At 61.0% G+C, this 24,581-nt stretch carries 23 protein-coding genes and 1 tRNA gene; 11 read left to right on the top strand and 13 right to left on the bottom strand.

All coding sequences use genetic code 11. The features are described 5' to 3' along the window. Positions 1 to 185: 185 nt before the first annotated feature. Both KXD86_RS07930 and KXD86_RS07925 read left to right on the top strand, forming a co-directional pair. Complete coding sequence (locus tag KXD86_RS07930) at positions 186 to 2,330, top strand: choice-of-anchor Q domain-containing protein (RefSeq protein ID WP_218635496.1); 2,145 nt, start codon at positions 186 to 188, stop codon at positions 2,328 to 2,330. Between the two features lie 42 nt (positions 2,331 to 2,372). Then, positions 2,373 to 3,284 carry a hypothetical protein gene (locus tag KXD86_RS07925; protein WP_218635495.1) on the top strand — a complete coding sequence of 304 codons (912 nt, stop codon included), beginning with the start codon at positions 2,373 to 2,375 and terminating at the stop codon, positions 3,282 to 3,284. Positions 3,285 to 3,709: 425 nt separating this feature from the next. Here KXD86_RS07925 and KXD86_RS07920 read toward each other — a convergent pair. The 4 genes from KXD86_RS07920 to KXD86_RS07905 all read right to left on the bottom strand — a co-directional run bounded on the left by KXD86_RS07920 (position 3,710) and on the right by KXD86_RS07905 (position 7,519). Further along, positions 3,710 to 3,785 (bottom strand) — tRNA-Phe (locus tag KXD86_RS07920). 120 nt (positions 3,786 to 3,905) lie between these two features. Next, the gene (locus tag KXD86_RS07915; RefSeq protein WP_218635494.1) at positions 3,906 to 4,178 is read right to left on the bottom strand and encodes an oxidative damage protection protein; all 273 of its coding nucleotides are present in this window, start codon (positions 4,176 to 4,178) and stop codon (positions 3,906 to 3,908) included. Positions 4,179 to 4,250: 72 nt separating this feature from the next. Then, entirely contained in the window at positions 4,251 to 5,315 is a 1,065-nt protein-coding gene (gene mutY / locus KXD86_RS07910) for an A/G-specific adenine glycosylase (RefSeq protein WP_218635493.1), read from the bottom strand. Beyond that, positions 5,315 to 7,519: an AsmA family protein gene (locus KXD86_RS07905; protein WP_218635492.1), complete on the bottom strand. Its 2,205-nt coding sequence runs from the start codon at positions 7,517 to 7,519 to the stop codon at positions 5,315 to 5,317. The genes mutY and KXD86_RS07905 overlap by 1 nt, the downstream gene beginning before the upstream one ends. A 190-nt stretch (positions 7,520 to 7,709) precedes the next feature. Here KXD86_RS07905 and KXD86_RS07900 point away from each other — a divergent pair, with 190 nt between their 5' ends. The 5 genes from KXD86_RS07900 to hisF all read left to right on the top strand — a co-directional run bounded on the left by KXD86_RS07900 (position 7,710) and on the right by hisF (position 11,111). After that, entirely contained in the window at positions 7,710 to 8,171 is a 462-nt protein-coding gene (locus tag KXD86_RS07900; RefSeq protein ID WP_218635491.1) for an SRPBCC family protein, read from the top strand. A 117-nt stretch (positions 8,172 to 8,288) separates the two neighbouring features. After that, the gene (gene hisB, locus KXD86_RS07895) at positions 8,289 to 8,882 is read left to right on the top strand and encodes an imidazoleglycerol-phosphate dehydratase HisB (protein WP_007153401.1); all 594 of its coding nucleotides are present in this window, start codon (positions 8,289 to 8,291) and stop codon (positions 8,880 to 8,882) included. A 30-nt stretch (positions 8,883 to 8,912) separates the two neighbouring features. Continuing rightward, positions 8,913 to 9,551, top strand: coding sequence for an imidazole glycerol phosphate synthase subunit HisH (hisH, locus tag KXD86_RS07890; protein WP_218635490.1), 639 nt, complete (start codon positions 8,913 to 8,915; stop codon positions 9,549 to 9,551). Positions 9,552 to 9,589: 38 nt separating this feature from the next. Beyond that, positions 9,590 to 10,327: a 1-(5-phosphoribosyl)-5-[(5-phosphoribosylamino)methylideneamino]imidazole-4-carboxamide isomerase gene (hisA, locus tag KXD86_RS07885; RefSeq protein ID WP_218635489.1), complete on the top strand. Its 738-nt coding sequence runs from the start codon at positions 9,590 to 9,592 to the stop codon at positions 10,325 to 10,327. Between the two features lie 10 nt (positions 10,328 to 10,337). Continuing rightward, on the top strand, positions 10,338 to 11,111 hold the full coding sequence (hisF, locus tag KXD86_RS07880; RefSeq protein WP_218635488.1) for an imidazole glycerol phosphate synthase subunit HisF: 774 nt from the start codon (positions 10,338 to 10,340) through the stop codon (positions 11,109 to 11,111). On the opposite strand, the gene KXD86_RS07875 is transcribed toward hisF, so the two are convergent. The 4 genes from KXD86_RS07875 to gpmM all read right to left on the bottom strand — a co-directional run bounded on the left by KXD86_RS07875 (position 11,108) and on the right by gpmM (position 16,149). Continuing rightward, on the bottom strand, positions 11,108 to 11,899 hold the full coding sequence (locus KXD86_RS07875) for a divergent polysaccharide deacetylase family protein (protein ID WP_376770972.1): 792 nt from the start codon (positions 11,897 to 11,899) through the stop codon (positions 11,108 to 11,110). The two genes, hisF and KXD86_RS07875, sit on opposite strands and share 4 nt — an antisense overlap. Before the next feature lie 32 nt (positions 11,900 to 11,931). After that, on the bottom strand, positions 11,932 to 13,350 hold the full coding sequence (locus KXD86_RS07870) for a S41 family peptidase (protein ID WP_218635487.1): 1,419 nt from the start codon (positions 13,348 to 13,350) through the stop codon (positions 11,932 to 11,934). A 97-nt stretch (positions 13,351 to 13,447) separates the two neighbouring features. Further along, the gene (locus KXD86_RS07865) at positions 13,448 to 14,581 is read right to left on the bottom strand and encodes a murein hydrolase activator EnvC family protein (protein WP_218636771.1); all 1,134 of its coding nucleotides are present in this window, start codon (positions 14,579 to 14,581) and stop codon (positions 13,448 to 13,450) included. Positions 14,582 to 14,601: 20 nt separating this feature from the next. Continuing rightward, positions 14,602 to 16,149, bottom strand: a complete 1,548-nt coding sequence (gpmM, locus tag KXD86_RS07860; protein WP_218635486.1) for a 2,3-bisphosphoglycerate-independent phosphoglycerate mutase — start codon at positions 16,147 to 16,149, stop codon at positions 14,602 to 14,604. A gap of 142 nt (positions 16,150 to 16,291) precedes the next feature. Here gpmM and KXD86_RS07855 point away from each other — a divergent pair, with 142 nt between their 5' ends. Beyond that, positions 16,292 to 16,708, top strand: a complete 417-nt coding sequence (locus KXD86_RS07855) for a rhodanese-like domain-containing protein (RefSeq protein WP_218635485.1) — start codon at positions 16,292 to 16,294, stop codon at positions 16,706 to 16,708. Positions 16,709 to 16,850: 142 nt separating this feature from the next. After that, a complete protein-coding gene (gene secB, locus KXD86_RS07850) occupies positions 16,851 to 17,354 on the top strand; it encodes a protein-export chaperone SecB (protein ID WP_218635484.1) in 504 nt (167 codons plus the stop codon). Between the two features lie 64 nt (positions 17,355 to 17,418). Here the strand turns inward: secB and trmL are convergent, their stop codons facing one another. From trmL to traF, 5 genes are all read right to left on the bottom strand, one after another. Then, a complete protein-coding gene (gene trmL, locus KXD86_RS07845; protein ID WP_218635483.1) occupies positions 17,419 to 17,883 on the bottom strand; it encodes a tRNA (uridine(34)/cytosine(34)/5-carboxymethylaminomethyluridine(34)-2'-O)-methyltransferase TrmL in 465 nt (154 codons plus the stop codon). Between the two features lie 5 nt (positions 17,884 to 17,888). Next, complete coding sequence (locus tag KXD86_RS07840; RefSeq protein WP_218635482.1) at positions 17,889 to 19,067, bottom strand: acetyl-CoA C-acetyltransferase; 1,179 nt, start codon at positions 19,065 to 19,067, stop codon at positions 17,889 to 17,891. Positions 19,068 to 19,200: 133 nt separating this feature from the next. Beyond that, a complete protein-coding gene (locus KXD86_RS07835; RefSeq protein WP_218635481.1) occupies positions 19,201 to 19,947 on the bottom strand; it encodes a pteridine reductase in 747 nt (248 codons plus the stop codon). Between the two features lie 9 nt (positions 19,948 to 19,956). Continuing rightward, on the bottom strand, positions 19,957 to 21,084 hold the full coding sequence (locus tag KXD86_RS07830; protein WP_218635480.1) for a tRNA nucleotidyltransferase/poly(A) polymerase-related protein: 1,128 nt from the start codon (positions 21,082 to 21,084) through the stop codon (positions 19,957 to 19,959). 139 nt (positions 21,085 to 21,223) lie between these two features. Beyond that, a complete protein-coding gene (traF, locus tag KXD86_RS07825) occupies positions 21,224 to 22,525 on the bottom strand; it encodes a conjugal transfer protein TraF (protein WP_218635479.1) in 1,302 nt (433 codons plus the stop codon). Positions 22,526 to 22,784: 259 nt separating this feature from the next. Here traF and KXD86_RS07820 point away from each other — a divergent pair, with 259 nt between their 5' ends. Together KXD86_RS07820 and KXD86_RS07815 are read left to right on the top strand one after the other, a co-directional pair. Beyond that, complete coding sequence (locus KXD86_RS07820) at positions 22,785 to 23,321, top strand: LPP20 family lipoprotein (protein WP_218635478.1); 537 nt, start codon at positions 22,785 to 22,787, stop codon at positions 23,319 to 23,321. A gap of 35 nt (positions 23,322 to 23,356) precedes the next feature. Further along, the gene (locus tag KXD86_RS07815) at positions 23,357 to 24,556 is read left to right on the top strand and encodes a flagellar assembly protein T N-terminal domain-containing protein (RefSeq protein ID WP_218635477.1); all 1,200 of its coding nucleotides are present in this window, start codon (positions 23,357 to 23,359) and stop codon (positions 24,554 to 24,556) included. The last annotated feature ends 25 nt before the right edge of the window (positions 24,557 to 24,581 follow it).

The raw sequence follows: 24,581 nt of genomic DNA, 5'->3' as shown, positions 1-24,581 counted from the left end.
CCGGTTTCTATTCGGTTGATCGGGAAATCACTCGTAGTGGACGGCGTTTTCTGGTGGCCGAAAGTATGCAAAGTGCGATCAGGTTGTCTAAAATTTGTACAAAGCGGCGACATGGCGTTTTTCTAGACTGCCAGAGGGAGTTTGGAGTCCTGGTTTAATACCAACACGTTCAGGGACGACATACCGTGAAAACCAAACACGCCCTTCTGGCTGCAATGATTGCGGGCCCCGTGTCGCTGCCTGTGAGCGCCCAACTCTTTGAGGTTTCCACCAGCAGCGAGTTTCAAAGCGCGCTCTCGGCCGCCGCCTCCAATGACCAGAACGACACCATTGTACTTGCGGCCGGCCGATACACCCCGGCCACGCCCGGCCAGCCATTTGCCTACCGCAGCAACCAGGGTAATGACCTACAGATAGAAGCCGGTACTCCGGGGCAGGTGCTGCTGGACGGGCTGTCACAGGCTGAGATTCTTTACCTGACTTACGATTCGACCGGCGACAGCCCAGACTTTTCGATCAAGGGCATCCGGTTTGAGAACGGCAAAGTGAACGCGGTCGGGCGCGGTGGCGCGGTCACCGTACTCAATGCCGATTTGTTGTTGGACGGGACGGTGTTCGCCGGTAACGCTTCCGACAGGCCGGATTCCGGTTCCGCCGTTCTCCTCAACGCCGGCGATGGACAGGGAGAGCTGCGAATCATCAACAGCCAGTTCGTGGACAACGTCGTCAATACCGGATCGATCAGCTCAGTGGGCGCGGCTATTTTTCTGCAAGGCGGCTCTTTTGCCATCATCGACAGTGAATTTAGCGGCAACCGCAGTGATGCCTGCGGTGTCATCTACACCGACAGCAGTCAGGACAGCTCGATCACCGGCTCGGACTTCCATACCAACCGCGCGGCGCGGGGTGGCGCTATTTGCAGTAGCAGCGGGCTCCTGAGTATTTCCGGATCCGAGTTCCGGAATAACGAGGCGAGCGGGGAAGCGGGCGCCATATTGGGGCTTGATGGCCGCATCCTGCTTGAGCATTCCACCGTCGCGAACAACCGGGCCGATAGCGCGGGTGCGCTGATGGGTGCGGCGGTTGAAATCAGGCGTTCAGTCGTCCTGGGCAATACCGCGTCCAGACTCTCCATCGTATCCGCAGCCCGGAGTCTCCATGCCGAAAACAGCCTGTTTGAGCTCAACCAGGTGGCTGACGCGACGGAAAGCGGCACGGTTCGCTGTGAACAGGCTTGCCGGGTGGTGAACAGTGTCTTTGAGCGCAACACGGGCGCGCCGTCCATCAAGATGCTGTCGGGAAACGGAGACAATCAGGTCATCGCCAATTCGCTTTTCCTGGCAGGCAACGCGTCTTCGTTTGCATTTGGTGACACTGCCGTTCGGGCAACGATCCTGAACAATTTCATTTCGCCCGCTTTGCAGCCGCTTCCGGAAGCCCAGATTGACCAGCAAGGCAACATTCTGGATCAGTCCTACCCCGCGCTGGACCCGGACTATCATCCCCTTGAGGGATCGGCCTTGATCGACGCGGGTACTTCCCGGGCTCAACTGGTGGTGCTGGCTGAGACCGACGTCCTCGGGAACCCCCGAATTGCCGGCGCTGAGGTGGACATCGGGTGGGTCGAGTACGGTTCCAGTCCCACGGCACCGGTCGTTTCCGGTCTCGCTCTGGAGACCCTTGACGCCAGTAATCTGGACAGCCTGAGCTTCTCGTTCAACGTGGAGCTGGCGGAAGGCCGCTCGCTGGTAAGCACGGAGCTCTGGACGGATGAAGAGCCCGACTACGCTTTGGTATCGCCCCAGGGGGGCAGCATTGGCGGCGTGGTGTTTATGAACGGCGGGGCGCACCAGATCCGGGTCCGCGTTACCGATTCGCAGGGCGAGCGTTCCGAGGCCGGTTATTCGTTCACTTTGAACAGCCTGGGTACGGAGACTGTGGTCCTCAGGATTGAAGATCAGATACGGGCTGCCTGCGCGGAGGACCTGGCTGACTGCGGAATCGACGTGGATGCGTTCGTGGCTCAGGCCATTGAAGAGGCCAGGTCGGCCTGTAAGAACGATCCCTCATCCTGCCAGATTGAAACCGGTTCCTTTGATCCGGGCGCGATCTCCGCCATGACGCGTGGGGACTGGAACCTCTACGGCACCGGACGCGATATTACCGACCTGGCGACAGTGTTTGCCAATGCGCGTGTGGTCTGGTTCCACAACGGGGGCACCTGGGAGGCCTTTTCCACCCAACCGGACGTGATCAGCGTGCTTAACGCCAAGGGCATCCCGACCATCTCAAAAATTCCCGCCGGTCGCGGGTTTTGGGTCAAGAAATGAGGGGCCGCTGAGATGTGGGGACGACCTCTGGGCCCTAGCTTGATGGCATTGTCGCTGGTGGCCTGTAGCGGTGCAAATGATGGTGAGTCCATCAGTATTCGCCAGGTCGCGCTGACGGACAGCGATGGCACGGAACTCACGTCGGTGGCACCGAATCAGACCTTCATTGTCAGCTGGAACGTGGCTGCCGTCAGACCCGAACAACGTTACACCGTCTGGGTCCGAGCGGTCAGCTCAGCGGATCCCGAGGGCAGGGACATTGCCACTCAGGATTGCGCGGAGCCGGGCACCCGGGGCACGTTTGCCTGTGACAACCTGGGCCAGATCATTTGTCTGCTGGATACGGCGAGGCAGGTGTCCTGCCAGCTAGCCGGAGAGGAGCGTGTCACCCCCCTGGCTGCCAATGACTTCCAGTTGATGTTCGAAGCCTGCATGTTCGCACGGTCGGGAAACCAGCTTTGCCAGATGAGAGACCTCGGTGCGTCGATCAACCTCTCCACCGGGGGCAGCTCGCCGCCGCCATCTGACCCGCCTGCGGAGCCTGAAGAACCTATCGTTGAGCCGCCGGTTGTTGATGAACCGCCCCCTGACGATGATGACGATCCGCCAGGTAATGGTGGAGGTAACGGTGGAGGCAACGGTGGAGGCCCGCCAGGTAGGGGCGATGATGAAGAACCTCCCGTAGAGGAGCCCGAACCAGAGCCAGAACCAGAGCCAGAGCCGGAACCAGAGCCGGAGCCAGAGCCAGAGCCGGAGCCAGAGCCAGAGCCGGAGCCAGAGCCAGAGCCAGAGCCAGAGCCGGAGCCGGAGCCAGAGCCGGAGCCAGAGCCGGAGCCAGAGCCGGAGCCAGAGCCGGAGCCAGTGCCTGAGCCTGAGCCGGTCGTGGATGGAACGGGCACCGTGGAGGCGGAGCTGCCAGACGAACTCCAGCCGCCCGGGGTACCGGTGCTGTAATATTTAGGCCTCAGACCGAGCCGGGAAGTCCCTTGCCGCGCTCATGAAAGATGGCGGGCAGCCCGATTATGTGGCCATCTTTCGCCACAATTTATGCAGAAAGGAATCGAGATAGGTCCTCTATCAATCGCTTATGGTGACTGAGTGATTTCATACTCAGGAGCTTTATATGGGCACTACAGAAACGATTGAGAAGTGGCTGGATAAATGCGATTTGGCGAGACGGGCTCAGGATCGGTACGACCAGGATCCGAGCCCAACCAATTACTCGGCACTGAAGAAAGCGCTCTATGAGAGGGGGCTTATGGAGGAGCGAATGGACCCCAGAGCAACCCATTCGCACAGGATTGGAGGCTGAGTGGACGCTTTCTGGACGCCAGAAACAACAAGGCCCGCACAAGGGCGGGCTAAGTCATTGAATCTGATGGTGCCCGGAGGCGGAATCGAACCACCGACACGGGGATTTTCAATCCCCTGCTCTACCAACTGAGCTATCCGGGCATGTTGCGCTACTGCTGTGCAACGGGGCGCTATTAAACCGGTTTCGATGTTTTGAGTCAAGGCTGCGCCGGAAAATTTTCCGAATCTTTTCAGGGTTGATCAGGCTTTGATCAGCGGGTTCTATTGCTCCGGCGGAACGTAGCCCTCGGCCTTGTCGAATGGCTCGTTGTCGAAGAAGCGCTCCATCTGCGCCTGCAGGTATTTTCGGGTGTTCGGGTCCATCAGGCTCAGGTGTTTTTCGTTGATCAGCATGGTCTGCTGCGCCTGCCATTCCTCCCACGCCTGCTTCGAAATGGTGTCGAAGAGTTCCTGGCCTTTGGTGCCGGGCATGGGAGGGAAGTCCAGGCCCTCGAGCTCTTTCTGGTACTTGCGGCAAAAAACAGTGCGGCTCATGTTGGCTCCTGTTGGCGAGTGAAATCCCGCGGCATGATAACAGATCGGGCTTGGGGGTTGCGCTCGTCGGCGTCAGAGCAGGGCAGCCTGCTCCGGTTCCGTCAGTAACGTGCGAATGGGGGCCGGCAGGCCCAGGGAGAGGGCTTCATCCCGATGCAGCCAGCGAAGCTGGTCATTGTCGGCGAGACCGCTATCTCTGGACACGGTCAGCCGGGCGGGCTGGATGTGCAGGTGGTAGTGGCTGAACGTGTGGCGGAAGCCGCTGATCAGATCGGGATCGCTGCATTGCACCCCTAATTTGCGCTCACAGGCATCCTGCAGTTCATCCGGCCCAAGGGCGGGATCCAGCTCGGGCAGGCTCCACAACCCGCCCCAAATCCCACTCGGTGGTCTCCGTTCCAGCAGGATGCGGCCGGCGCTGTCCTCCAGGATGACCATCCAGGTTGTTTTCTCGGGCTTGGCTTTCTTCGGCTTGGAGCCGGGATACTGTGCGGTTTCGCTTCTGGCGTAGGCGGTGCAGCCTTGCCGAAGCGGGCAAGCGTCGCATTTTGGGCGGCTGCGGGTGCACACCATGGCCCCCAGATCCATGATCGCCTGGGTGTAGTCCCGTACCCGTGCGTCAGGGGTGTGTTCTTCGGCGTACTGCCAGAGCTGTTTCAGAACAGCGGTCTGCCCCGGCCAGCCCTGCACCGCGTGATAGCGCGCCAGCACACGCTTGACGTTACCGTCCAGGATCGCGGCGCGTTTGCCAAAGGCTTGCGCCACGATCGCGGCAGCGGTGGAGCGACCAATGCCCGTCAGGGTTTCCAGCTCTTCCTGGGTATCCGGGAATTCACCGCCGAATTCCTCCACGACGGTTTTGGCGGCTTTCTGCAGGTTGCGTGCGCGGGCGTAGTAGCCCAGGCCGGACCAATGGCCCAGTACGTCGTCCACCGGTGCCTCGGCCAGGGCCCGCACGTTGGGAAACCGCTCCATGAAGGCGTTGAAGTACGGGATCACGGTGGTCACCTGGGTCTGCTGAAGCATGATTTCAGAGACCCAGACCCGGTACGCATTCTGATTCGTGTGCCACGGCAGGTCGTGCCTGCCGTGCTGGTCGTACCACTCGAGCAGCCTGTCGGCGAAACGGTCTGCCATTACTTGAACAGGCCTTTGAGTTTGTCGCCGAGTTCTTCTTCGAGCTTCTCTTCAATTTTCTTCTCGGCTTTTTCTTTGGCTCGGTCGACTTCTTCTTTCGCCTTGGCCTTGGCAGCATTGGACGCGATGGTCTTCAGGGTGTCCCGGAAACGCGAGCCATCGAACGAGCACAGGCCTGCCGGATCTTCCGAGAAGTTGCCGCGGCACTCCACAGGAATCACCACGTTCTCGACATATTCCGTCACCCGGCAGGCTTCATCCCGATGGATTTCGCCAACAATCCTCAGCCCGGCCTCGTAGTCGAGGGTGGTCTGCTTCAGGTCAATGGTGCCGTCGCCCTCGAGCTTCATGCCGGCGAGCGCGGCCACGAGATCGGTGTTCTTCAGGGTATTGCCGTTGATGTCCAGGGTGCCGCGCATGTCGTTGAAGGGCGTGGTGGTGCCCCAGTCATTGGTGGTCAGGCTTTCCTGGTTGGCAATCGCGATGCCCTGGCAGGCCATTTGGGTCAGGTTCATCCTGCGGAACTGCCCCTCGGCCAGGTTGAAGCTGATCTGGCCATCGGCGTTCTCCCGCAGCACCGAGACGCGGTTGCCCGTGGTGGTTACATTGGCCTTCAGGTTCGCGCCGCCCGAAAGCATGTCCACTTCGGCCAGGTCGGTGAGCAAGGGCAGGGTCTGCACGTTCTTGACGTCAGAGCCGATCTTCCATTTCGGATTGTCGCTGCGGGCATCGAGGGTCACGTTGGCGCCGAAGCTGCCCTCGTAGAGTTTGCCGCTGAACTCGTCAACCTTGATCAGGCCGTCTTTGGCCGTTGTGCTCGCCTTGATCTCGTTGATGGTCAGGTTGCTGACAATGAGTTCGGCCAGCCCGAAATCGATATCCAGCAGCAGTGTGCGGAGGGTTTCAAGCGGCAGGAGGTCGCTTTCCGGGGCGTTCTGTGCCGTCTTGGCCGAGGCTGGCTGGTCCCCGGAGCCATTGGCGCTCTCGCCGGCCTTACCGTCATCTTCCGGTTTCGGGGGCAGGTAGCGGTCGGCATTCAGCTTGTCGCCCTGGAGGTTGAATACAATGCCACTGTTTGCGAGGTTGTAGCTGCCCTTTCCGGTGAATGTGGTGTCGTCGAGCTTGAGGGTCAGGTCTGACAGCGCAACGTTTCCGGGTTCGCCGCCAACGCTGGTGGAAAAGGCGAGGGCGCTGAGCACGTCCGGATCGCTGGTGGCAACGGCCGGTTGCCCCAGCTGGTTGAGCAGATCCTTCAGAGAGAACTCCCCGACATTGATCGAACCGCTGAGGGTGGGCTTGTCACCAAAGCCTTTGACGTTCAGATCCGTGGTGATCGAGAGGTTGGCGAGACTGGCGGTGAACTCGCTCAGGGTTGCGGTTTCGTTCTCAAGGTTGGCCTGCGCGGAACCGGTCAGTTCCGCGGTAACCGATTTGCCACCAAAGGGTTCGCCGTTCATGTCGAACACCGCTTTCAGGCCGGAGACGGCAAAGTCATTTAGCGCCTCGTTGGCGGCGAGCCGGGCACTGATGCTGCCGTCGACCTCAAACTGGGGTTTGGCCGTCTCGACCCGGAAGCTGATGTCCAGCGGAAACTCGGAGCCCAGGGTGATCTGGCTGGCAGTCACGTTGAAGTTTTCCAGCGTAACGGACTGGCCAGTGCTCTTGTCGGTGTAGTGCACCTGGGCATTGGCAATCTCGACGTTGTCGACGTTGAAGTTCAGCGGCTCTCCGCCGGCTTCTTCTCCGGCTGGCTCTGGCTGCTGCTCCGGCTCGGCTTGGGCAGTCTGCGACTCTTCTTCCGCATCGCTTTCGGCAGGCTCCGGCATGATCCGGGTCCAGTTGCCCTGGCCTTGTTCATTCACCTCAAGGTTCGCTTCCAGTCCGCTCAGGACAAACGTATCGACCTGGGGTGCCATGGAAATCAGGGACCAGAAATCAAGCTGGGCCACCATCTGCTCCAGGGCCACAAACCGGTTGCCCTCCAGGTTGGCCTGAACATTGTTCAGCTCAAGGCCGAGGGGAATAAACGACCATCCGATATCGCCCTCCAGGACGAGGTCGAGGTTGGTCTGTTTTTCCACTGCCTGCTCAATCTGGGGTTTGTAATCGTTGGGGTTGATGACTGCCATCGCAACGGCGACTGCCACCACGGCCAGCAGTATCAGTGCAATAACCGCGATCAGCAGATAACGAACAGCTTTCATGGGTGAGGCATCCTTTTCCGGAGAGCTTGTTGGGATTCGAAGCGAATCCTGACGCTAATTAGCCAAAGGATAACGCAGGGTTAACAAATTAACAGCGGGGGAGTATGACAATGCTGTAGTGTTGGGCCAAAATACACATCCTCATTTTTCCGACTACATTGGTGCAAATAAACATAAGAAGGAGTTGGCTGTGGCTATTACCGTATCGATTGAGCTGAACCGGGACCTGGACATTCCGGGCGGCTACGATGAAGTCTTTGATTTATTGGCCGACGTGCCACGCTCTGCCAGTCATTTCCCGAAGGTCCACAAGCTGACCGACCTGGGAGACAATGCCTACCGCTGGGAGATGGAGAAGGTCGGTGTGGACAAACACGCCATCCAGTCCATCTACGCCTGCAAATACCACGCAGACAAGGAAGCCGGTCGCATCACCTGGGAGCCGGTGAAAGGCGAGGGTAACGGTGTGGTAAGGGGTTCCTGGACCATCAAGGCCAAGGGCGACAAGGTGACCGCCGTGAAATTCCAGACCAGCGCCGAGCTTACCGTGCCGCTGCCCAGTCTGCTGAAGCTGGCAATCAGCCCGGTCATCAAGCACGAGTTCAACAGCCTCGTGGATACCTACATGAGCAACTTGAAAAAGGCGGTCTGACCCGTTTCGGGCTATCGAGTCAATTGAACCGGTTGTGGGACTCCGGCGGGCATAAAAGGTATAATCCGCCAATCGAAAGTTTGCGGTCACGTGCCGCCCAATTGCTACGGAGTCCCCATGGCCGAACGTAAGGCTCGGGTAGAACGAAATACCCTCGAAACCCAGATTACCGTTGAGATTGATCTCGACGGCACCGGCAAATCCAGTTTTGACACTGGCGTCCCCTTCCTCGAACACATGATGGACCAGATCGCCCGCCACGGGCTGGTGGATCTGAACATCGTTTCCAAAGGTGACCTGCATATCGATGATCACCACACCGTGGAAGACATCGGTATTACCCTGGGGCAGGCGTTCAAGCAGGCCGTGGGTGACAAGAAAGGCATCCGTCGCTACGGCCACGCCTATGTGCCGCTGGATGAGGCGCTGTCGCGTGTGGTCATCGATCTGTCTGGCCGTCCCGGCCTGATGATGGATGTGCCCTACACCCGCGGGGCTGTCGGTGGTTTCGACGTCGACCTGTTTGAAGAGTTCTTCCATGGCTTCGTGAATCATTCCATGGTGACGCTGCACATCGATAACCTGAAGGGCAAGAACACCCACCACCAGATCGAGACCGTCTTCAAGGCCTTCGGTCGTGCCCTGCGCATGGCGATCGAAATGGACGAGCGGATGGCGGGCATCACGCCCTCCACCAAAGGCTCCCTGTAAAACGTCACCGAACAGGACACTGAATTCCATATGAAGACCGTTGCCATTATCGATTACGGCATGGGGAACCTGCACTCCGCCCGTAAGGCGGTGGAGCACGTGGCGCCGGACGTCAGGGTGCTGGTTACCGACAACGCAGACCAGATCCGCGAGGCGGACCACGTCATCCTGCCCGGCGTCGGCGCCATCCGTGACTGCATGCACGAAATCCGTCGGCTGGAAGTGGACACGCTGGTGCGGGAAGTCTCCCGGGACCGCCCGTTTCTCGGGATCTGTGTGGGCATGCAGGCCCTGATGTCCCGCAGTGAGGAAAACGGCGGGGTGGACTGCATCAACCTGTTCCCCTCGCAGGTTCGTTATTTCGGCGACCACCTTGTCGAGAACGGCGAGCGGCTGAAAGTGCCGCACATGGGCTGGAACGAGGTGCAGCAAACCGTCGACCACCCCCTGTGGCACAACATCCCCGACGGTGACCGCTTCTACTTTGTTCACAGCTATTACGCCGAAGCCGAGGGCAATGCCGACATTGCCGGGCGCAGCCACTATGGTGTGGACCTTGCGGCGGCCGTTGCCCGCGACAACATCTTTGCGGTCCAGTTTCACCCGGAGAAGAGCGCCCGGGCCGGCCTGCAGCTGCTGAAAAACTTTGTTGACTGGTCCGGCAAATAACGCCGGAGCGTCTGAACGATTAACACGGACATTGCTTTATGCTGATTATCCCCGCCATTGATCTCAAAGACGGCAAATGCGTGCGCCTGCGCCAGGGCCGCATGGACGACTCCACCGTGTTCGGTGACGACCCGGTTGATATGGCCACCCGCTGGGTGGAAGCCGGTGCCCGCCGTCTGCACCTGGTGGATCTCAATGGCGCTTTCGCCGGCGAGCCTGTCAACGGTGAAATCGTGCAGGCCATCGCCCGCAAGTACCCGGATCTGCCGATCCAGATCGGTGGCGGGATCCGCTCAGCCGAGACCATCGAGGCCTACCTCAAGGCCGGCGTGCAGTGGGTAATCATTGGCACCAAGGCGGTCAAAGAGCCGGAGTTTGTGACCGAGATGTGCAAGCGCTTCCCCGGCCACATCATTGTGGGTCTGGATGCCAAGGATGGTCGCGTGGCCACCGACGGCTGGGCAGAAGTGTCCGAAGTGATGGCCACCGACCTGGCGAAGCGTTTTGCCAATGACGGCGTCGAGTCAATCGTTTACACCGACATCAGCCGCGACGGCATGATGCAGGGCGTGAATGTCGAAGCCACCGCCGCGCTGGCCGAAGAGGGCGGTATCCCGGTGATCGCCTCCGGCGGTGTCACCAACATGGATGACCTGAAGCGCCTGGCAACGGTTGCCGACAAGGGCATTCTCGGTGCCATTACCGGTCGAGCCATCTACGAAGGTACGTTGGACGTTGCGGAAGCGCAGGCGTTCTGCGACGGCCTCAAGGCATAAGGGAGCAATCATGGGTCTGGCAAAACGCATTATCCCGTGCCTCGATGTCGACAAAGGCCGCGTGGTCAAAGGCGTCAATTTCGTTGATATCCGCGACGCCGGGGATCCCGTGGAAGTCGCGCGCCGTTACAACGAACAGGGCGCCGACGAGATCACCTTTCTGGACATCACGGCCAGTCATGAGAGCCGCGATACCACCTACGAGACGGTCGAGCGCATGGCCGCGGAAGTCTTCATTCCGTTGACCGTCGGTGGCGGTGTAAGAACCGTGGATGACATTCGCAAACTGCTCAATGCCGGTGCCGACAAGGTGTCCATCAACACCGCCGCCGTGTTCAACCCCGAGTTTGTGCGTGAAGCTGCGGAACGGTTTGGCAGTCAGTGCATCGTGGTGGCCATCGACGCCAAGCGGGTCAGCGCCGAAGGCGAGGAACCCCGCTGGGAAATCTTCACCCACGGCGGCCGCAAGCCGACGGGACTGGATGCCGTGGAGTGGGCCCGGAAGATGGTTGAAATGGGGGCGGGCGAGTTACTGCTGACCAGTATGGATCGCGATGGCACCAAGATCGGTTTCGATCTGGGACTGACTCGTGCCATCAGTGATGCGGTGATTGTTCCGGTGATTGCCTCCGGCGGCGTCGGAGAGCTGCAGCACCTGGCCGATGGTGTGACCGAAGGTGGTGCGGATGCGGTGCTGGCGGCGTCCATCTTTCACTTTGGTCAGCACACCATCCCTGAAGCCAAGGCTTTCATGAAAGGCCAGGGGATCGAAGTCCGGGACTAGGGTTTCCTGGCGTAGGCAGGTCGTATGGCCTGCTTTTCCCCTTCCACGAACATTTCCCGGTTGCCGTTGCGGATGGCCCAGAGCCCACTGATGGTCGCGATGGCCACGCCCTGGGCGTCCAGCTCCGGCAGATGCTTCTCCAGGTAATCCACGGTCACCTTGTGCGGATGCCCGATGCCGATGGCGCTGCCGTTTTCCCGCGCGCGCTTGATCAGCAGCTTGAACTGCCGGTCGACAAACTCCTCGGTCTGTTCATGGTCGAGAAAAACGTCACGGCTCAGGCTGGGGATCTGGTAGGCGCGGGCCACATCGCCTGCTACGGATGAGGCGATGGTTCGGCTATCCACAAAATAGATCGGATACTGCCGCAACTCCTGCATCACCCAGTCCATGGTCTGGAGCTTCTGGGTCAGCAGGCTACCCATGTGGTTGTTCACGCCCTGAACGTAGGGAATGGACTGCAATGCCCGCCGCAGCGTCGTGGCGATGCGCCGCTCATCCATGTCGGAGGTCAGCCCGCCGGGCCCGAGTTCAAAATTGCGGGTATTGGCCATCGGCGCATGCAGCATAATCTCCTTTTGCCGGCTGTGAGCCAGTTTGGCCAGCGGAACCGTGTAGCGCCGGTACGGCAGGAACGCCAGGGTCAGGGGCTGGTCCATCTGAGCCAGGCGCTCGCCTTCCTGAAGATTGTGCCCCATGTCATCGATGATGATGGCGATGGTCGGCGGTACGGAGCTGCCCGTGTTTTCCGTGTCGGTTTCCGACGCAGACAGGGGCAGGGCAGTCAACGCTGCCGCCAGGATGGAGAGATGCAACAACCTCACTGCGCGGCGTCCTGTCCCTCTGATGGGGCCTGACCGTTAGGCTTTCGGTTCAGGATGTGCATCCCCTTGAGCAGGTTCAGGGCTGAGCGCAGCTGGTAGTCCCGGTCCGTCAGTGAAGCCGTTGTAGAGCCCTCAGTTTCACTGTCTTTCGCTGGCTGGTCGCCTTCGTTCTGACCCTCAAGGTGCCCGCTCAGGTCCGCTTCGGTGAAGAACGGCTGGCTGTCGAGTTCGGTGAGTTCGGCCGGACGGACTTCGATATCCGGCTTGATGCCCGTGGCCTGGATGGACCGGCCGTCTGGCGTGTAGTAGCGGGCGGTCGTCATTTTGATGGCATGGGTTTCGTCCAGTGGGATGACGGTCTGGACGCTGCCCTTGCCGAAGGACTGGGTGCCCATGATCACGGCGCGTTCATGATCCTGAAGTGCGCCGGCCAGGATTTCCGAGGCAGAGGCCGATCCGCCGTTGATCAGGACCACGATCGGCGTATCCGCCATCACATCGCCCGCCTTGGCGCTGAAGCGCAGGCGTGAGCTCTGGATGCGGCCTTCAGTGTAAACAATCAGGCCCTCATCGAGCAGGGCGTCTGCGGTTTCCACGGCCGCCTGGAGCACGCCGCCCGGGTTATTGCGCAGGTCAATGACAAGGCCGTCGAGATCGCTGCCATGGTCATCCTCGAGAGAGCCCAGCGCCTTCAGGAACTGGCCGCCGGTGTCTGCCTGGAACTGGGTGATGCGCACGTAGCCGTAGCCGTTGTCCAGCATCCGGGATTTGACGCTGGTGACCTTGATAACATCGCGCTCGACCTTGATCTCAATGGGCGCGCTTTCGCCCTCGCGCATGATGGTCAGGGTGAGGATGGTGCCGGGTTTGCCGCGCATCAGCTTGACCGCTTCTTCCAGGCCCATGCCCTTGACCGGCTTTTCATCCAGCTTGATGATCAGGTCGCCGGCCTGAACGCCCGCTTTCTGGGCCGGCGTGTCGTCGATCGGGGCGATCACCTTCACGAAGCCGTTTTCCATGCCGACCTCGATGCCCAGGCCGCCGAATTCGCCGGAGGTGCTTTCCTCCAGTTCTTCGTAATCCTTGGGGGCGAGGTAGGTAGAGTGCGGGTCCAGATCGGAAAGCATGCCTTTGATGGCGCTTTCCAGTAGCTGGCGATCGTCCACTTCCTCCACGTAGGCATCTTTGATGCGGGCGAACACCTCGGTGAATTTGCGCAGGTCGTCCAGTGGTAGCTGTTTTTCCGGGTCCGGCAGGGTGATCTCGACCCGTTCGCCGTTCTGGATGCCTTCCAGGAGTTGCTGTGCCTCGGGCTCATCCTGAGCGTAGGCCAGTCCGGATGCAGTGCTGAAACAGGCGGTGAGAGCAATGGTGCGCAAAGGAAAGGCGTGGAGTGGACTTCTGACCCGTTTCATTCACTTATCCCGTTTTTATTCCGACAGTTGGACTGGATTCCCTGATTTCCGACAGTATGGCGTTAGCCGGGGCGTTTGTCAGCCCTCGCGCCACGCTTCAGTTCGCCAGCCAGCGCCGGGGGTTATCCGGCTTGCCGTTATGACGGACTTCAAAGTACAGCGCGGGGCTCTCGGTGCCGCCGGTGCGCCCGGCCAGCGCAATCGGCTCGCCCGCCGCCACCCAGTCGCCCGGGCTGGTGAACAGGCTGCTGCTGTGGCCATAGAGTGTCATGTAGCCGTCGCCGTGATCAATAATGGTGATCAGGCCAAATCCCCGAAGCCGGTTGGCGAAGACAACACGTCCGTAGTGGATGGCCTTGATTTCGGCGTCCTCGCCGGTGCTTATCAGAAGGCCGTTGCGGCGAAGTTTGCCGTCGGCGTAGCGGTCGCCAAACCCGCTTTGCACCTTGCCCTTCACGGGCCAGGGCAGCTTGTCCCGCAATGAGGCAAAGGGTTGCGATTCGTTGGGTGAGGGGATGCTGGCAATGGCCTGCTGGACTTCCTTGAGGAGTTGCTCCAGGCGTTTCCGGTCGGATTCCAGGTCCTCCCGTTCGCTCTGCCGGTTCTGGATGTCGGCATTCAGGGCCGCCAGGGTTTGCTCGCGCTGCTTGCGCGACTCGGTCAGCTGCGCCTGTCGCTGGGCAACGTCCGCTTCGGTTCGCGCCAGTTCCACCCGGGTGGCCTCGACGTTGGCCCGGGTTTCCTTGAGCTCTTGCAGGCTCCTGCGAAAGGCTTCCAGGCGATCGACCGTGTCCCGGCTCAGGTACTCGTAGTAGGTCATGGTCCGGGCGATCCGGTCCGGATCGATTTCATTGAGCAGCACCTTGACCGCCGGGGCATCGCCTTCCATCCAGGCGGCCCGGATCTGCCGCTTCAGGCTCTCGCGCTGGCGGTCCAGGGTGCGGGTCAGGTTCTGTTCCTCGTCTTTCAGGGCGCGCAGGCGTTGTTGTTGCTGCGCGGCCTGCTTTCGCAACGACCGGCGCTCGCGGGTCAGGCGGCTGATTTTGCGTTCGGCCGAGGCCAGTTGCTGCTCCAGGCTCGAGCGATCTTCCTCGGCATCGGCCAACCAGTCGTCGATGTCTGCAATCCGCTCCTTGAGGTCTTCAATCTGGGCGGGTGTGACTTCATTGTCAGCATGGGCAGGCGCCGCACCCAGAAGCAGGGCGAGCGCCAATACCGGTAGCAACTGCAGCACGCTTACCTGACCTGCAATCAACCGATTTTGACCAGGCTGTGTCCGGTCATTTCCTTCGGCTGTTCCATGCCCATGAGGGTCAACAGAGTGGGCGCGACATCGCTCAGACTGCCGTCATCCAGCAGCGACACGTTGCGCGGACCGGTGTAGATCAGCGGCACCGGGCCGATGGTGTGGGCGGTGTGAACCTGGCCGGATTCCGGGTCAGTCATCTGCTCACAGTTGCCGTGGTCCGCGGTAATCAGTGCCTCACCGCCGACTTCGTCGAGGGCCTCGACCACGCGCCGGACGCACTCATCCAGGCATTCGGCAGCCTTGATGGCCGCATCCAGCTTGCCGGTGTGCCCGACCATGTCGCCGTTGGCGTAGTTGCAGACGACCAGGTCGTACTTGCCACTCTTGATGGCCTCGACGAGCTTGTCGGTCACTTCCGGCGCACTCATTTCCGGCTTCAGGTCGTAGGTCGCCACCTTCGGGGAAGGAATCAGTATGCGGTCCTCGCCTTCGAACGGGGTTTCAAGACCGCCGTTGAAGAAGAAGGTGACGTGGGCGTATTTCTCGGTTTCCGAAATGCGAAGCTGGGTCTTGTGCTGCTTGGCAACGTACTCACCCAAGCCGTTAACGAGCTGTTCGGGCGGGTAGGCGCAACTGGTTTTGATGTCCGCTGCGTATTCGGTGAGCATCACGAAATCGGCCAGCTCCGGATGCTTGCGGCGGTCAAAGCCGTCGAAATCCCGCTCGACGAAGGCGCGGGTCATTTCCCGCGCGCGATCGGCGCGGAAATTCATGAACAGGACGGCATCGCCGTCATTGATCGTGCCGTCTGGCTCGCCGGCGGCGTGGATGCGGGTGGGTTTCACGAACTCGTCGTTCTCACCGCGCTCATAGGCCTGCTCCAGGCCGCTTACCGGGTCCGCCGAGGTGAATTCGGCGGTGCCCTGGGTCATCAAATTGTAGGCGGCTTCGACACGGTCCCAGCGGTTGTCCCGGTCCATGGCGTAGTAGCGGCCAACAATGGAGGCGACCCGGCCCACGCCGAGGCTTTCCATCCGGGCGGCCGCTTTCTCCAGGGAGGCCTTGGCGCTGCGCGGCGGCATGTCCCGGCCGTCGAGGAAGGCGTGAATGTAGACTTCCTTGGCGCCCCGTGCGGCGGCGAGTTCCGCGCCGGCAATGATGTGATCTTCGTGGCTGTGAACGCCACCGGGAGACATCAGGCCCATCAGGTGAACCGCGCGGCCGCTGCTGACCGCCTTGTCGATGGCGGAACAGAGCACTTCATTCTTCTGGAAATTGCCATCCTCCAGATCTTTGTCGATCCGGGTCAGGCTCTGGTAGACGATCCGGCCGGCACCCAGGTTCATGTGCCCGACTTCGGAGTTACCCATCTGGCCCTGCGGCAGCCCGACAAACATGCCCGACGTGTTGATCAGGGTCTTTGGCTGCTTCTGCCAGAGCTCGTCCCAGAACGGGGTGTTGGCATTGCTGATGGCGTTGTCTTCGGCCGGGTCACGGTGGCCCCAGCCATCCAGGATAATCAGTGCAGTCGGCTTGCGCGTCGCGGTCATCACTTCATCCGGTTTGGTGGAAATGTAGGTAAACGGGAGTGCAGATTCTAACCGTTTTCATTCGCACAAGCCATGTTGGCCGCCTTCTGTGACTGCGCCCGTGTGTGTATAATCCTGCCAAATTATTTTTCAGGGTACTTTCATGGATCGCTTGTTCGAATTCGTTGTTAATCACTACATTCTCGTGTCTCTGTTCGTGGCGTTTCTGCTTGCCATCCTGGTCCTTGAATCCCGCCGGGGTGGTGCAAAAATTTCCGCACAGGAAGCGGTTACCCTGATCAACAAGGATGAAGCCGTGGTGGTGGACATTCGCGACCGGAAGGAGTTCGGTGAAGGGCGGATCACCGGTTCGGTGAATATCCCCCTGAACAGCCTCAAGAGCCGCGCGGCCGAACTGAACAAGTTCAAGGACAAGCAGATCATCGTGGCCGACAAGATGGGACAGCATTCCGCCATGGCGGTGAAGCAGCTCAATGCCGAAGGTTTCACCAATGTGGTGCGGCTCAACGGCGGTGTTGCCGACTGGAGAGGCAGCAACCTGCCGTTGGTGAAAAAGTAGCGGTGGTGGCCGGGCCTTGATCTGAACCGCAATCTGCCGCACTGTTTCACATTAGCCGGCGGAACCACGCAGTAGAATGTTCCGGCATCACGCTTCCTAACAACGGGCCCCGAGCCCACGATCGAGAACGAAAGGACTGAACATGGCTGAGAATCAGCAAGCCGCAGCAGGCAGCGAAAACGAAAACCAACCCCAGTTTGCCCTTCAGCGCATCTATGTGAAGGACCTGTCTTTCGAATCACCGAATTCTCCGCTGGTGTTTCAGGAGCAGTGGAAGCCTCAGGTCAACATGGACCTGAACACGTCGCACAACAAGGTAAGCGACAACCAGTATGAAGTGGTGCTGTCCCTTACCGTTACCGCCAAAGTGGGTGAGAAAGTTGCCTACATCGTAGAGATCCAGCAGGCGGGTGTGTTCCTGGTGCAGGGGATCGAAGGCGCGCAACTGGGCCAGATGCTCGGTGCCTACTGCCCGACCATCCTGTTCCCGTACGCCCGTGAAGCGATCGATGGCGTTGTCGGCAAGGGCAGCTTCCCGGCCCTGATGTTGGCGCCGGTGAATTTCGACGCGATCTACGCGCAGGCGCTCAAGCGCAAGCAGGAAGAAGCCGCGGGTGAAGCCAAGGAAGAACAGCAGACGCACTAACGCTGCCTGATCTTGGACAAAAAAAACCGGCCGAGGCCGGTTTTTTTGTGTCTGGTGTCAGGGGTCAGACTGCGCCGTCGAAGCCGAGTTGCCGCCAGGCTTCGTACACCACGAGGGCAGCGGTATTTGACAGGTTCAGGCTGCGGCTGTCCGGGCGCATCGGGACGCGCAGGCAGTAGTCAGCGGTCAGTGACGTTCGCAGGTCGGCTGGCAGGCCCCGGGTTTCCGGGCCGAACATCAGGTAATCGCCGGCCGCATAGGCAACCTCATGGTAGCCTCGACTGGCCTTGGTCGTCAGGCCGAACAGGCGGCGGGGCTGTTCGGTCTCAAGAAAGGACGCGTAACCTGGATGGACCGTGACGGTGGCGTACTCGCTGTAATCGAGACCGGCGCGGCGCATTTGCTTGTCCTCCAGGGTAAACCCCAGCGGCTCAATCAGATGCAGCCGGCAGCCGGTGTTGGCGCAGAGCCGAATGATATTGCCGGTGTTCGGCGGTATCTCCGGCTCGTACAGCACCACATTGAGCATTGCGCCTAGCGCTCGACGGCCAGGGCGACACCCATGCCGCCGCCAATGCACAGGGTGGCCAGGCCCTTGTGAGCATCGCGGCGGACCATTTCATGCAGCAGGGACACCAGGATGCGGCAGCCGGAGGCACCGATCGGGTGGCCCAGCGCAATGGCGCCGCCATTTACGTTCACTTTGCTGGTGTCCCAGCCCAGGTCGCGATTCACGGAGATGGCCTGGGCGGCGAAGGCCTCGTTGGCTTCGATCAGGTCCAGGTCATCCACACTCCAGCCGGCCAGCTTCAGGCAGCGCTGGCTGGCGGGAATCGGTCCGGTTCCCATGATGGTCGGATCCACACCGGCGTTGGCGTGGGCCTTGATGGTGGCCAGTGGGGTCAGACCCAGTTCCCGGGCTTTTTCCGCGCTGCAGACCATGACCGCTGCGGCACCATCGTTCAGGGACGATGCGTTGCCGGCGGTGACGGTGCCGTCCTTCTTGAACGCCGGGCGCAGCTTGCCCAGCCCGTCGCCAGTGACGCCATCCCGGGGACCTTCGTCTTTGCTGACCACGATTGGATCGCCTTTCCGCTGCGGGATCGACACCGGTACGATCTGGCCATCGAAGTAACCCGCTTCGCGCGCGGCAACGGCTTTCTGTTGGGAAGCCGCGGCGAACTCGTCCTGCTCTTCACGGCTGATGCCGTACTTCTCGACGATGTTCTCGGCCGTGATGCCCATGTGGTAATCGTTGAAGGCGTCCCACAGTCCGTCGGTGATCATGGTGTCGATCATGGTCCAGTTGCCCATCCGCTGGCCGTTGCGGCTGTTGGGCAGGACGTGGGGCGCCTGGCTCATGCTTTCCTGACCGCCGGCAATCATCAGTTCGGCGTCACCACAGCGGATGGCCTGCACCGCCATGTGGACGGCTTTCAGGCCGGAGCCGCAGACCTTGTTGATGGTCATCGCGGGCACGGAGGCGGGAATGCCGGCGTTGATCGAGGACTGCCGGGCCGGGTTCTGGCCACAGCCGGCGGTCAGCACCTGGCCGAGCACCACTTCATTGACGTGGTCACCGGCAACGCCGGTTTCTTCCAGGATGGCCTTGATGACGGCGGTGCCAAGCTGGTCGGCGCGCAGGCTGGAAAGACCACCACCAAAGGTTCCGATGGCAGTGCGCTTGGCTGCAACGATGACGACATCTCGCATGGGAGTTCTCCGGTTTGTTCGGGCGCGGACCCAGAGGAATTCGCGCGGACAGAATGGGAATCTGCGGGCATTGTATCCGGAAAGCGGCCACGCGCCAAAGCGACCAAAGCAGGAGAGAGAACGGTCCTGGTCCCTACATGTTGAGGCTTCGACCGCCGTCTACCGGCAGGATCTGGCCGGTGACAAACGGTGCATCACACATCAGGAAGGTAATGGTCCGGGCAATGTCGTCGGGGTGACCGGTTCTCGCCAGCGGTGTCTTCTCAAGAATGGTCTGCTGGTGGCTGTCGTCGACCGCGGCATCGCCCTCCGGCCAGAGGATGGCACCGGGCGATACGCCGTTGACCCGGATTGCCGGCGCCAGGTCCTTGGCCCAGGACCGGGTCAGGGCCGCGAGTCCGGCTTTGCTCGCGCAATACAGCGGATGGTCGGCCAACGGTTTTTCGCTGTAGATGTCGATCATATTGACGACGCAGCCGCCCCGTTTTCTCAGAGCCGGGAGGCACGCCTGGAGCAGGAAGAACGGAGCCCTCAGGTTGGTGTGGAGGATGGCGTCCCAGTCCGCTGGGCTCGCGTCCGGGGTGGCGTTGGGGTAGAACACGGACGCGTTGTTCACCAGCCCGTCCAGCCGGCCCCATTGGGCGATGGCGACTTCACCGAGGCTCCGGACCTGGTCGATGTCGCTCAGGTCTGCTTGCAGGGCGGTGGCCGACGCCGGACGGCGCTGATTCAGGCTGTCTGCCAGTGCCTCGGCCTGCTCCCGGCGACTTCGATAGTGAATAACAAGGTTCCAGCCCCGGTCGTGCAGAGTCTGCGCGGTGCGGGCGCCCAGGCGGTGGGCGGCGCCGGTTACCAGGGCAACGGGAGCGCTATCGGCCATGATCGTTCCTCAGGTTGAAATGTGGGACAGTGCCTGGTCTATACGACGCAGGCGCTCATGGCGGATTGCTTCGCCCAGTGCCTTGCCCTTGAATCCCTGCTCCATCAGGGCCCTGGGCTCGACGCCGGACGCCGAATCGGCAGCTATTTCCAGTAACCGGACGGCTCGCCGGGCGGGTTCGGGTAGTGCGCAAGCCAGTACCTGCAACAGTGCCGAGAATCGTTCGGGCCGGCGCCACAGATCGGCGGCATCGAGTAAGGAAAGCAGACCCTCGGCCGTGAGCGGGTCCGTGGGTGAGGTGTCCGGGTGACCGATGGCCGGGATGAAGGTGGCCACAAGGCTGGCCAGGTTCTGGCAATCGTTCGGTGCCTTGAGCGCGGCCATTCGTTCCTCACACGCCGGCTGGGGGACCGGGGACATCAACGCGGCCACGCGTTGCTCGGCTGAGCCTTGCTCGCCATGGATGCAGCGAAGTGCCGCCATGGCCGGCTCGAAGCGGCTGGTGGCCAGTTCCGGCAGGAGGCTGGCCAGAGCGCCGCAATCCCTGAGTACCTCGAAGAATGTGCCGGGCTCCTGTTCGTGCAGGGCACGCTGGATTTCCTGCCACACCCGTTCGGCCACAAGGTGCTCTATCTCTCCGGCCGCCACCATCCGGCGCATAAGGGCCATGGTGTCGTCGCACACCCGGAACCCCAATGGCTGGAAGCGTGCGGCGAATCTGGCGGTTCTCAGAATGCGCAGCGGGTCTTCGGCGAACGCATCGGAAACGTGGCGCAACAGGCGCCGGTCGATATCCTGCTGGCCATGGAACGGGTCGATGATCTGTCCCTGCTCGTTTCTGGCCATGGCGTTGATGGTGAGATCCCGGCGCTTGAGGTCATCCTCCAGCGTCACGTCCGGCGCGCTGTATACGCTGAAGCCGTGGTAGCCATGGCCCTGCTTGCGTTCGGTGCGGGCGAGGGCATATTCCTCGCGGGAGCCGGGATGCAGAAAGACGGGGAAATCGGCCCCCACCTGTTTGAAGCCCCGTTCGAGCATCTCGTCGGGTGTGGCGCCCACCACCACCCAATCCCGGTCTTTGACTTCCAGGCCCAGGAGTTCGTCGCGGACGGCACCGCCAACCAGATAGGTTTGCATGAACGGATTCTATCCTCTCACATAGTCGTTTCGAGGATTATCCGGTTACCGGGAGTGAGAGGCAAACCGGCGACCGCGGCCAAAGAAAAAGCCCGGCCGGTCCTGGCCGGGCGGGCTTTGATTGCACCGGTGTGCGGGCTCAGAACGCGGTGCCGAACTCCAGGGCAGCACCGACGTCCGCGTCACTGAACAGGGCACCCAGCTCCATGCGCACGCCCATCAGGTTCAGGCCGAGGCCGGCTGTGAACTGGGTCTTTTCCTCAATGCCGTCGTTATCGTCGTTGCTGGCGAGATTGTGGCGAACACCGGCTCGCAGCTGGGCGTAGCGAAAGACATCAAACTCTGCGCCCAGGGCCAGCCACTGGGTATCGTCCTCGTAGCCAAACGCCTCTTTCTTGGTGAGGTCGAGTTCGGCGGTGATGACATGGTAGTCGCTGATGTGAGCGATGCCCGCGGTGACCATCGGGTCGAGTTTGAGGGTGTACTGTTGCTCAAGGGCCGGCTTGCTCTGGGCAGAGTCCAGCTCCATCGGAATCAGGTTCTTGACCATCAGGCCAGCGTTCCATTGGCGGTCCTCGCCGAACCGGTAGGCGGCACCGATGTCGACATTGAATCCGCTCTTGTCGGTCTGGTTCTCGTCGGCGTCAAAGTTGTCGTCTTCAAAGCCGGACACGGTTTCGGTGTACTGGAACGTGCGAAGTTCGACGTATTTGGGGGACAGGCCGAGCTGGAACCGGTCGCCGTTATTCAGTTCGAACTGGCGGGCGAAGCTGATGCCCACTTCGCCCACCGCTGAGGCCAGCACCCGTCCGCGGGAATCCAGCTGCAGACTGCCATCGGGGTTCGTGACGAGATCCAGTGCGTTGTCGACGTCCTCGGCCGTTGCGGCGGTGGCCACGGCGTCCAGCAGAGCTTCGTCATTGTCGGAGAGCTCGCCCCGGACGGTGGCGGTCAGGTTGGCGTTGGTGAAAAAGCCCACGGAGACAGTTTTGCTGGGCACCGCCAGGGCCAGTCCCAGCCCCCCGTTTACCCGGACCGTATCCTTGTCAAAGGCCACCAGTCGGTCCCTGAGATCGCCGGCGCTGTCCTGAATGCTCTGGGGGTCGTCGGTATTGGGGTCGAAGCCGGAGATTGCCGATTCGAACTGGCTGATCACATCCTGGATGTCATCGACCTGGTCAATGGTCGCTTCCTCGTCCGCCGCCCGGGCGTTCACCGAGGGAAGGATCAGGCCGAAATCGTCTGACCAGTCGTGATGATTGCCTGACATCATGGCCGGGTTGGTGGCCGCGGCGTCCGCAGGATGGGCGATCGCCACACCGGTGCCGCCCATCGCGAACGAACGGGCCGACATGAATTGCTGGGGGCTGGCCATCGCCGAAGCCGAGGCGACAGACAGGCCGACGGCCAGGGAAAGTTTGGTCAGACGGTTGTTGTGCATTTATTGAGTGTCCTGTTGCGAAAAGCGGTAATGACGTCCGTTAAATGACGGATAAAGAGGAGGTTAGAGGAGAAGCCGGGTCAGAACACGACCTAAGCGGTAACGGTTTGTTTTTGATATGTAAACAGAGGCAGTTTTTTGCCGCTTCGAGGTCCGTATCAGAGGCGGGGCCAGTGCCTAAGCTGGTATATCAGTGGCTTATAGAAACTGGCGCGAATCTTTCATGGCGTCCTGAAACTGATGTTTTCGGAGAGTGACAATGAACCTTCGCAGGATAGCTGTTCCCGTTCTTGCCCTGGCTCTCGGTGCCTGTGCATCGAATGGTGGGTATCAGGACGCGGACCAGCGTGATACCCGACTGGAGCCGATCACGGTCCGGGTCAGCGGGTTTGGCACCTATGAGGATGCCTCCAGGGATCGCTTGAATACCCGAAAGCGACTGCTGGCCAGGCGGGCGTCCCAGCTCGATGCCTACCGTAACCTGGCGGAGCGAGTCTATGGAACGGTCATCTATGGCAGCTCCACGGTGAATGACTTTGTTCTTCGTAACGACACCTTCCGCACCTATGTCGACAGCTACATCCGTGGCGCCAAGATGGTGGCGGTGAATGAGCACAGCGATGGTGTGGTTGAAACGGTGATGGAGCTGAAGCTTGAGCCCCGATTCCGGGCCTGTGTATCGAAAGTTGCGGACGATCAGGTCCAGGACCTTTGCCCGATCCCCATGCCCCGCGATAACGACAGCATCGGTGACGTTCAGAGCAAGGGTGTCGACTCCCTGTACTATCTCGACTGACCCGGCAATACGCCGGCATTTTGAGGCTTTATTTCATGGCACTACGACGCATCCTGCTGACAATGCTACTGACCTTCACTGGCGCGGTTCACGCCATTGTGCTTGAGGGTGTCGGGCACGGGACCATTGTCCACGGGGACCTGGAGTCGGCGCGCGCCGATGCCCGTCAGGCGGCCTTGCGCGATTTGGCGCTGCAATACGAGGCGCGGGTAAGCACCCGGGACACCATGGAAAATGGCGTGGTGACCGAATCCCGCATGCAGGTTGCGGCCAGCGCCCGGGCCCGCAATGCCCGAGTGGTGGACGAGTACCGCAGTGGCAACCTCCTGCGGGTCACTGTGCGTGCGGACATGTCCGACGGTCAGGGTAGCAGTTGTGGCGCCGGTGAGGCGGCCGGTTTGAGGAAGCGGGTGGCCATCACGGGCTTCCCGGTTCTGTATCCCGATCAGGCCAGAATCGGCCGCATCGATGATGCCGGCGAGGTCTTGCCGCAACAACTCCAGGACCGGCTGCGCGCCGGCCATGAGTTACAGGTGTTTGGCGCAACCACGACCCGGATGTTCGACGATCTGTTGAATGCCCCGACCGTGCAGCAGGGCGATAACCGCCTGACCAACGTGCTTCAGCTCGCCCGGGAACTGGGGGCGCAGTTTGTGGTGACCGGGGTCATACGTGATCTTGGCGTTGCCGATCCGTCGGCCTGGGGCACGTCGGTGCTGGACCGGATGCAGCGCAGCCTTGGTGCGGTCGACCAGAACCGGCGTTTCGTGGTGGACCTGATGATCTTTGACGGGTTCAGTGGTTCACCGGTGTTCCAGCACCAGTTTTCCGCGACGGCGGAGTGGAACGCCGGGCCAGGTGCCTCGGACGGATTCGGTTCGGCGGGGTTCCGGCATACGGCCTATGGCCAGGCGGTGAACGGTGTGGTCGATCAGATGGTTCGGGAAATCAGTGGCGCGCTGGCATGCCAGCCGTTCATGACCCGCGTGACCCGCGTTGACGGTAACACAGTGACTCTGGCCTCAGGGGCGACAGCCGGCCTGCGCCCGGGGGACGAGCTGCATCTTTACCGGAGCGCCCGCTACTTTGACTCCCTCGGTGGCACCCCGGAACTCCGGGATGCAAAGTTGTCGGTCATCCTGAACAACGTGCACCCGGACTTCAGTAACGGTCGGATGCCGACCATTGGCACGCAGGTGAATATCCAGCGCGACGACATCGCCATCGTCTGGTGAAATTCTGTCGGTGAGGAGAGGTGGC

Origin of the sequence: Marinobacter arenosus, assembly GCF_019264345.1 — a bacterium.
GTDB lineage: Bacteria > Pseudomonadota > Gammaproteobacteria > Pseudomonadales > Oleiphilaceae > Marinobacter > Marinobacter arenosus.
Note: the sequence above shows the minus strand (reverse complement) of the source record. Positions and strands in the feature narration are given on the sequence as shown.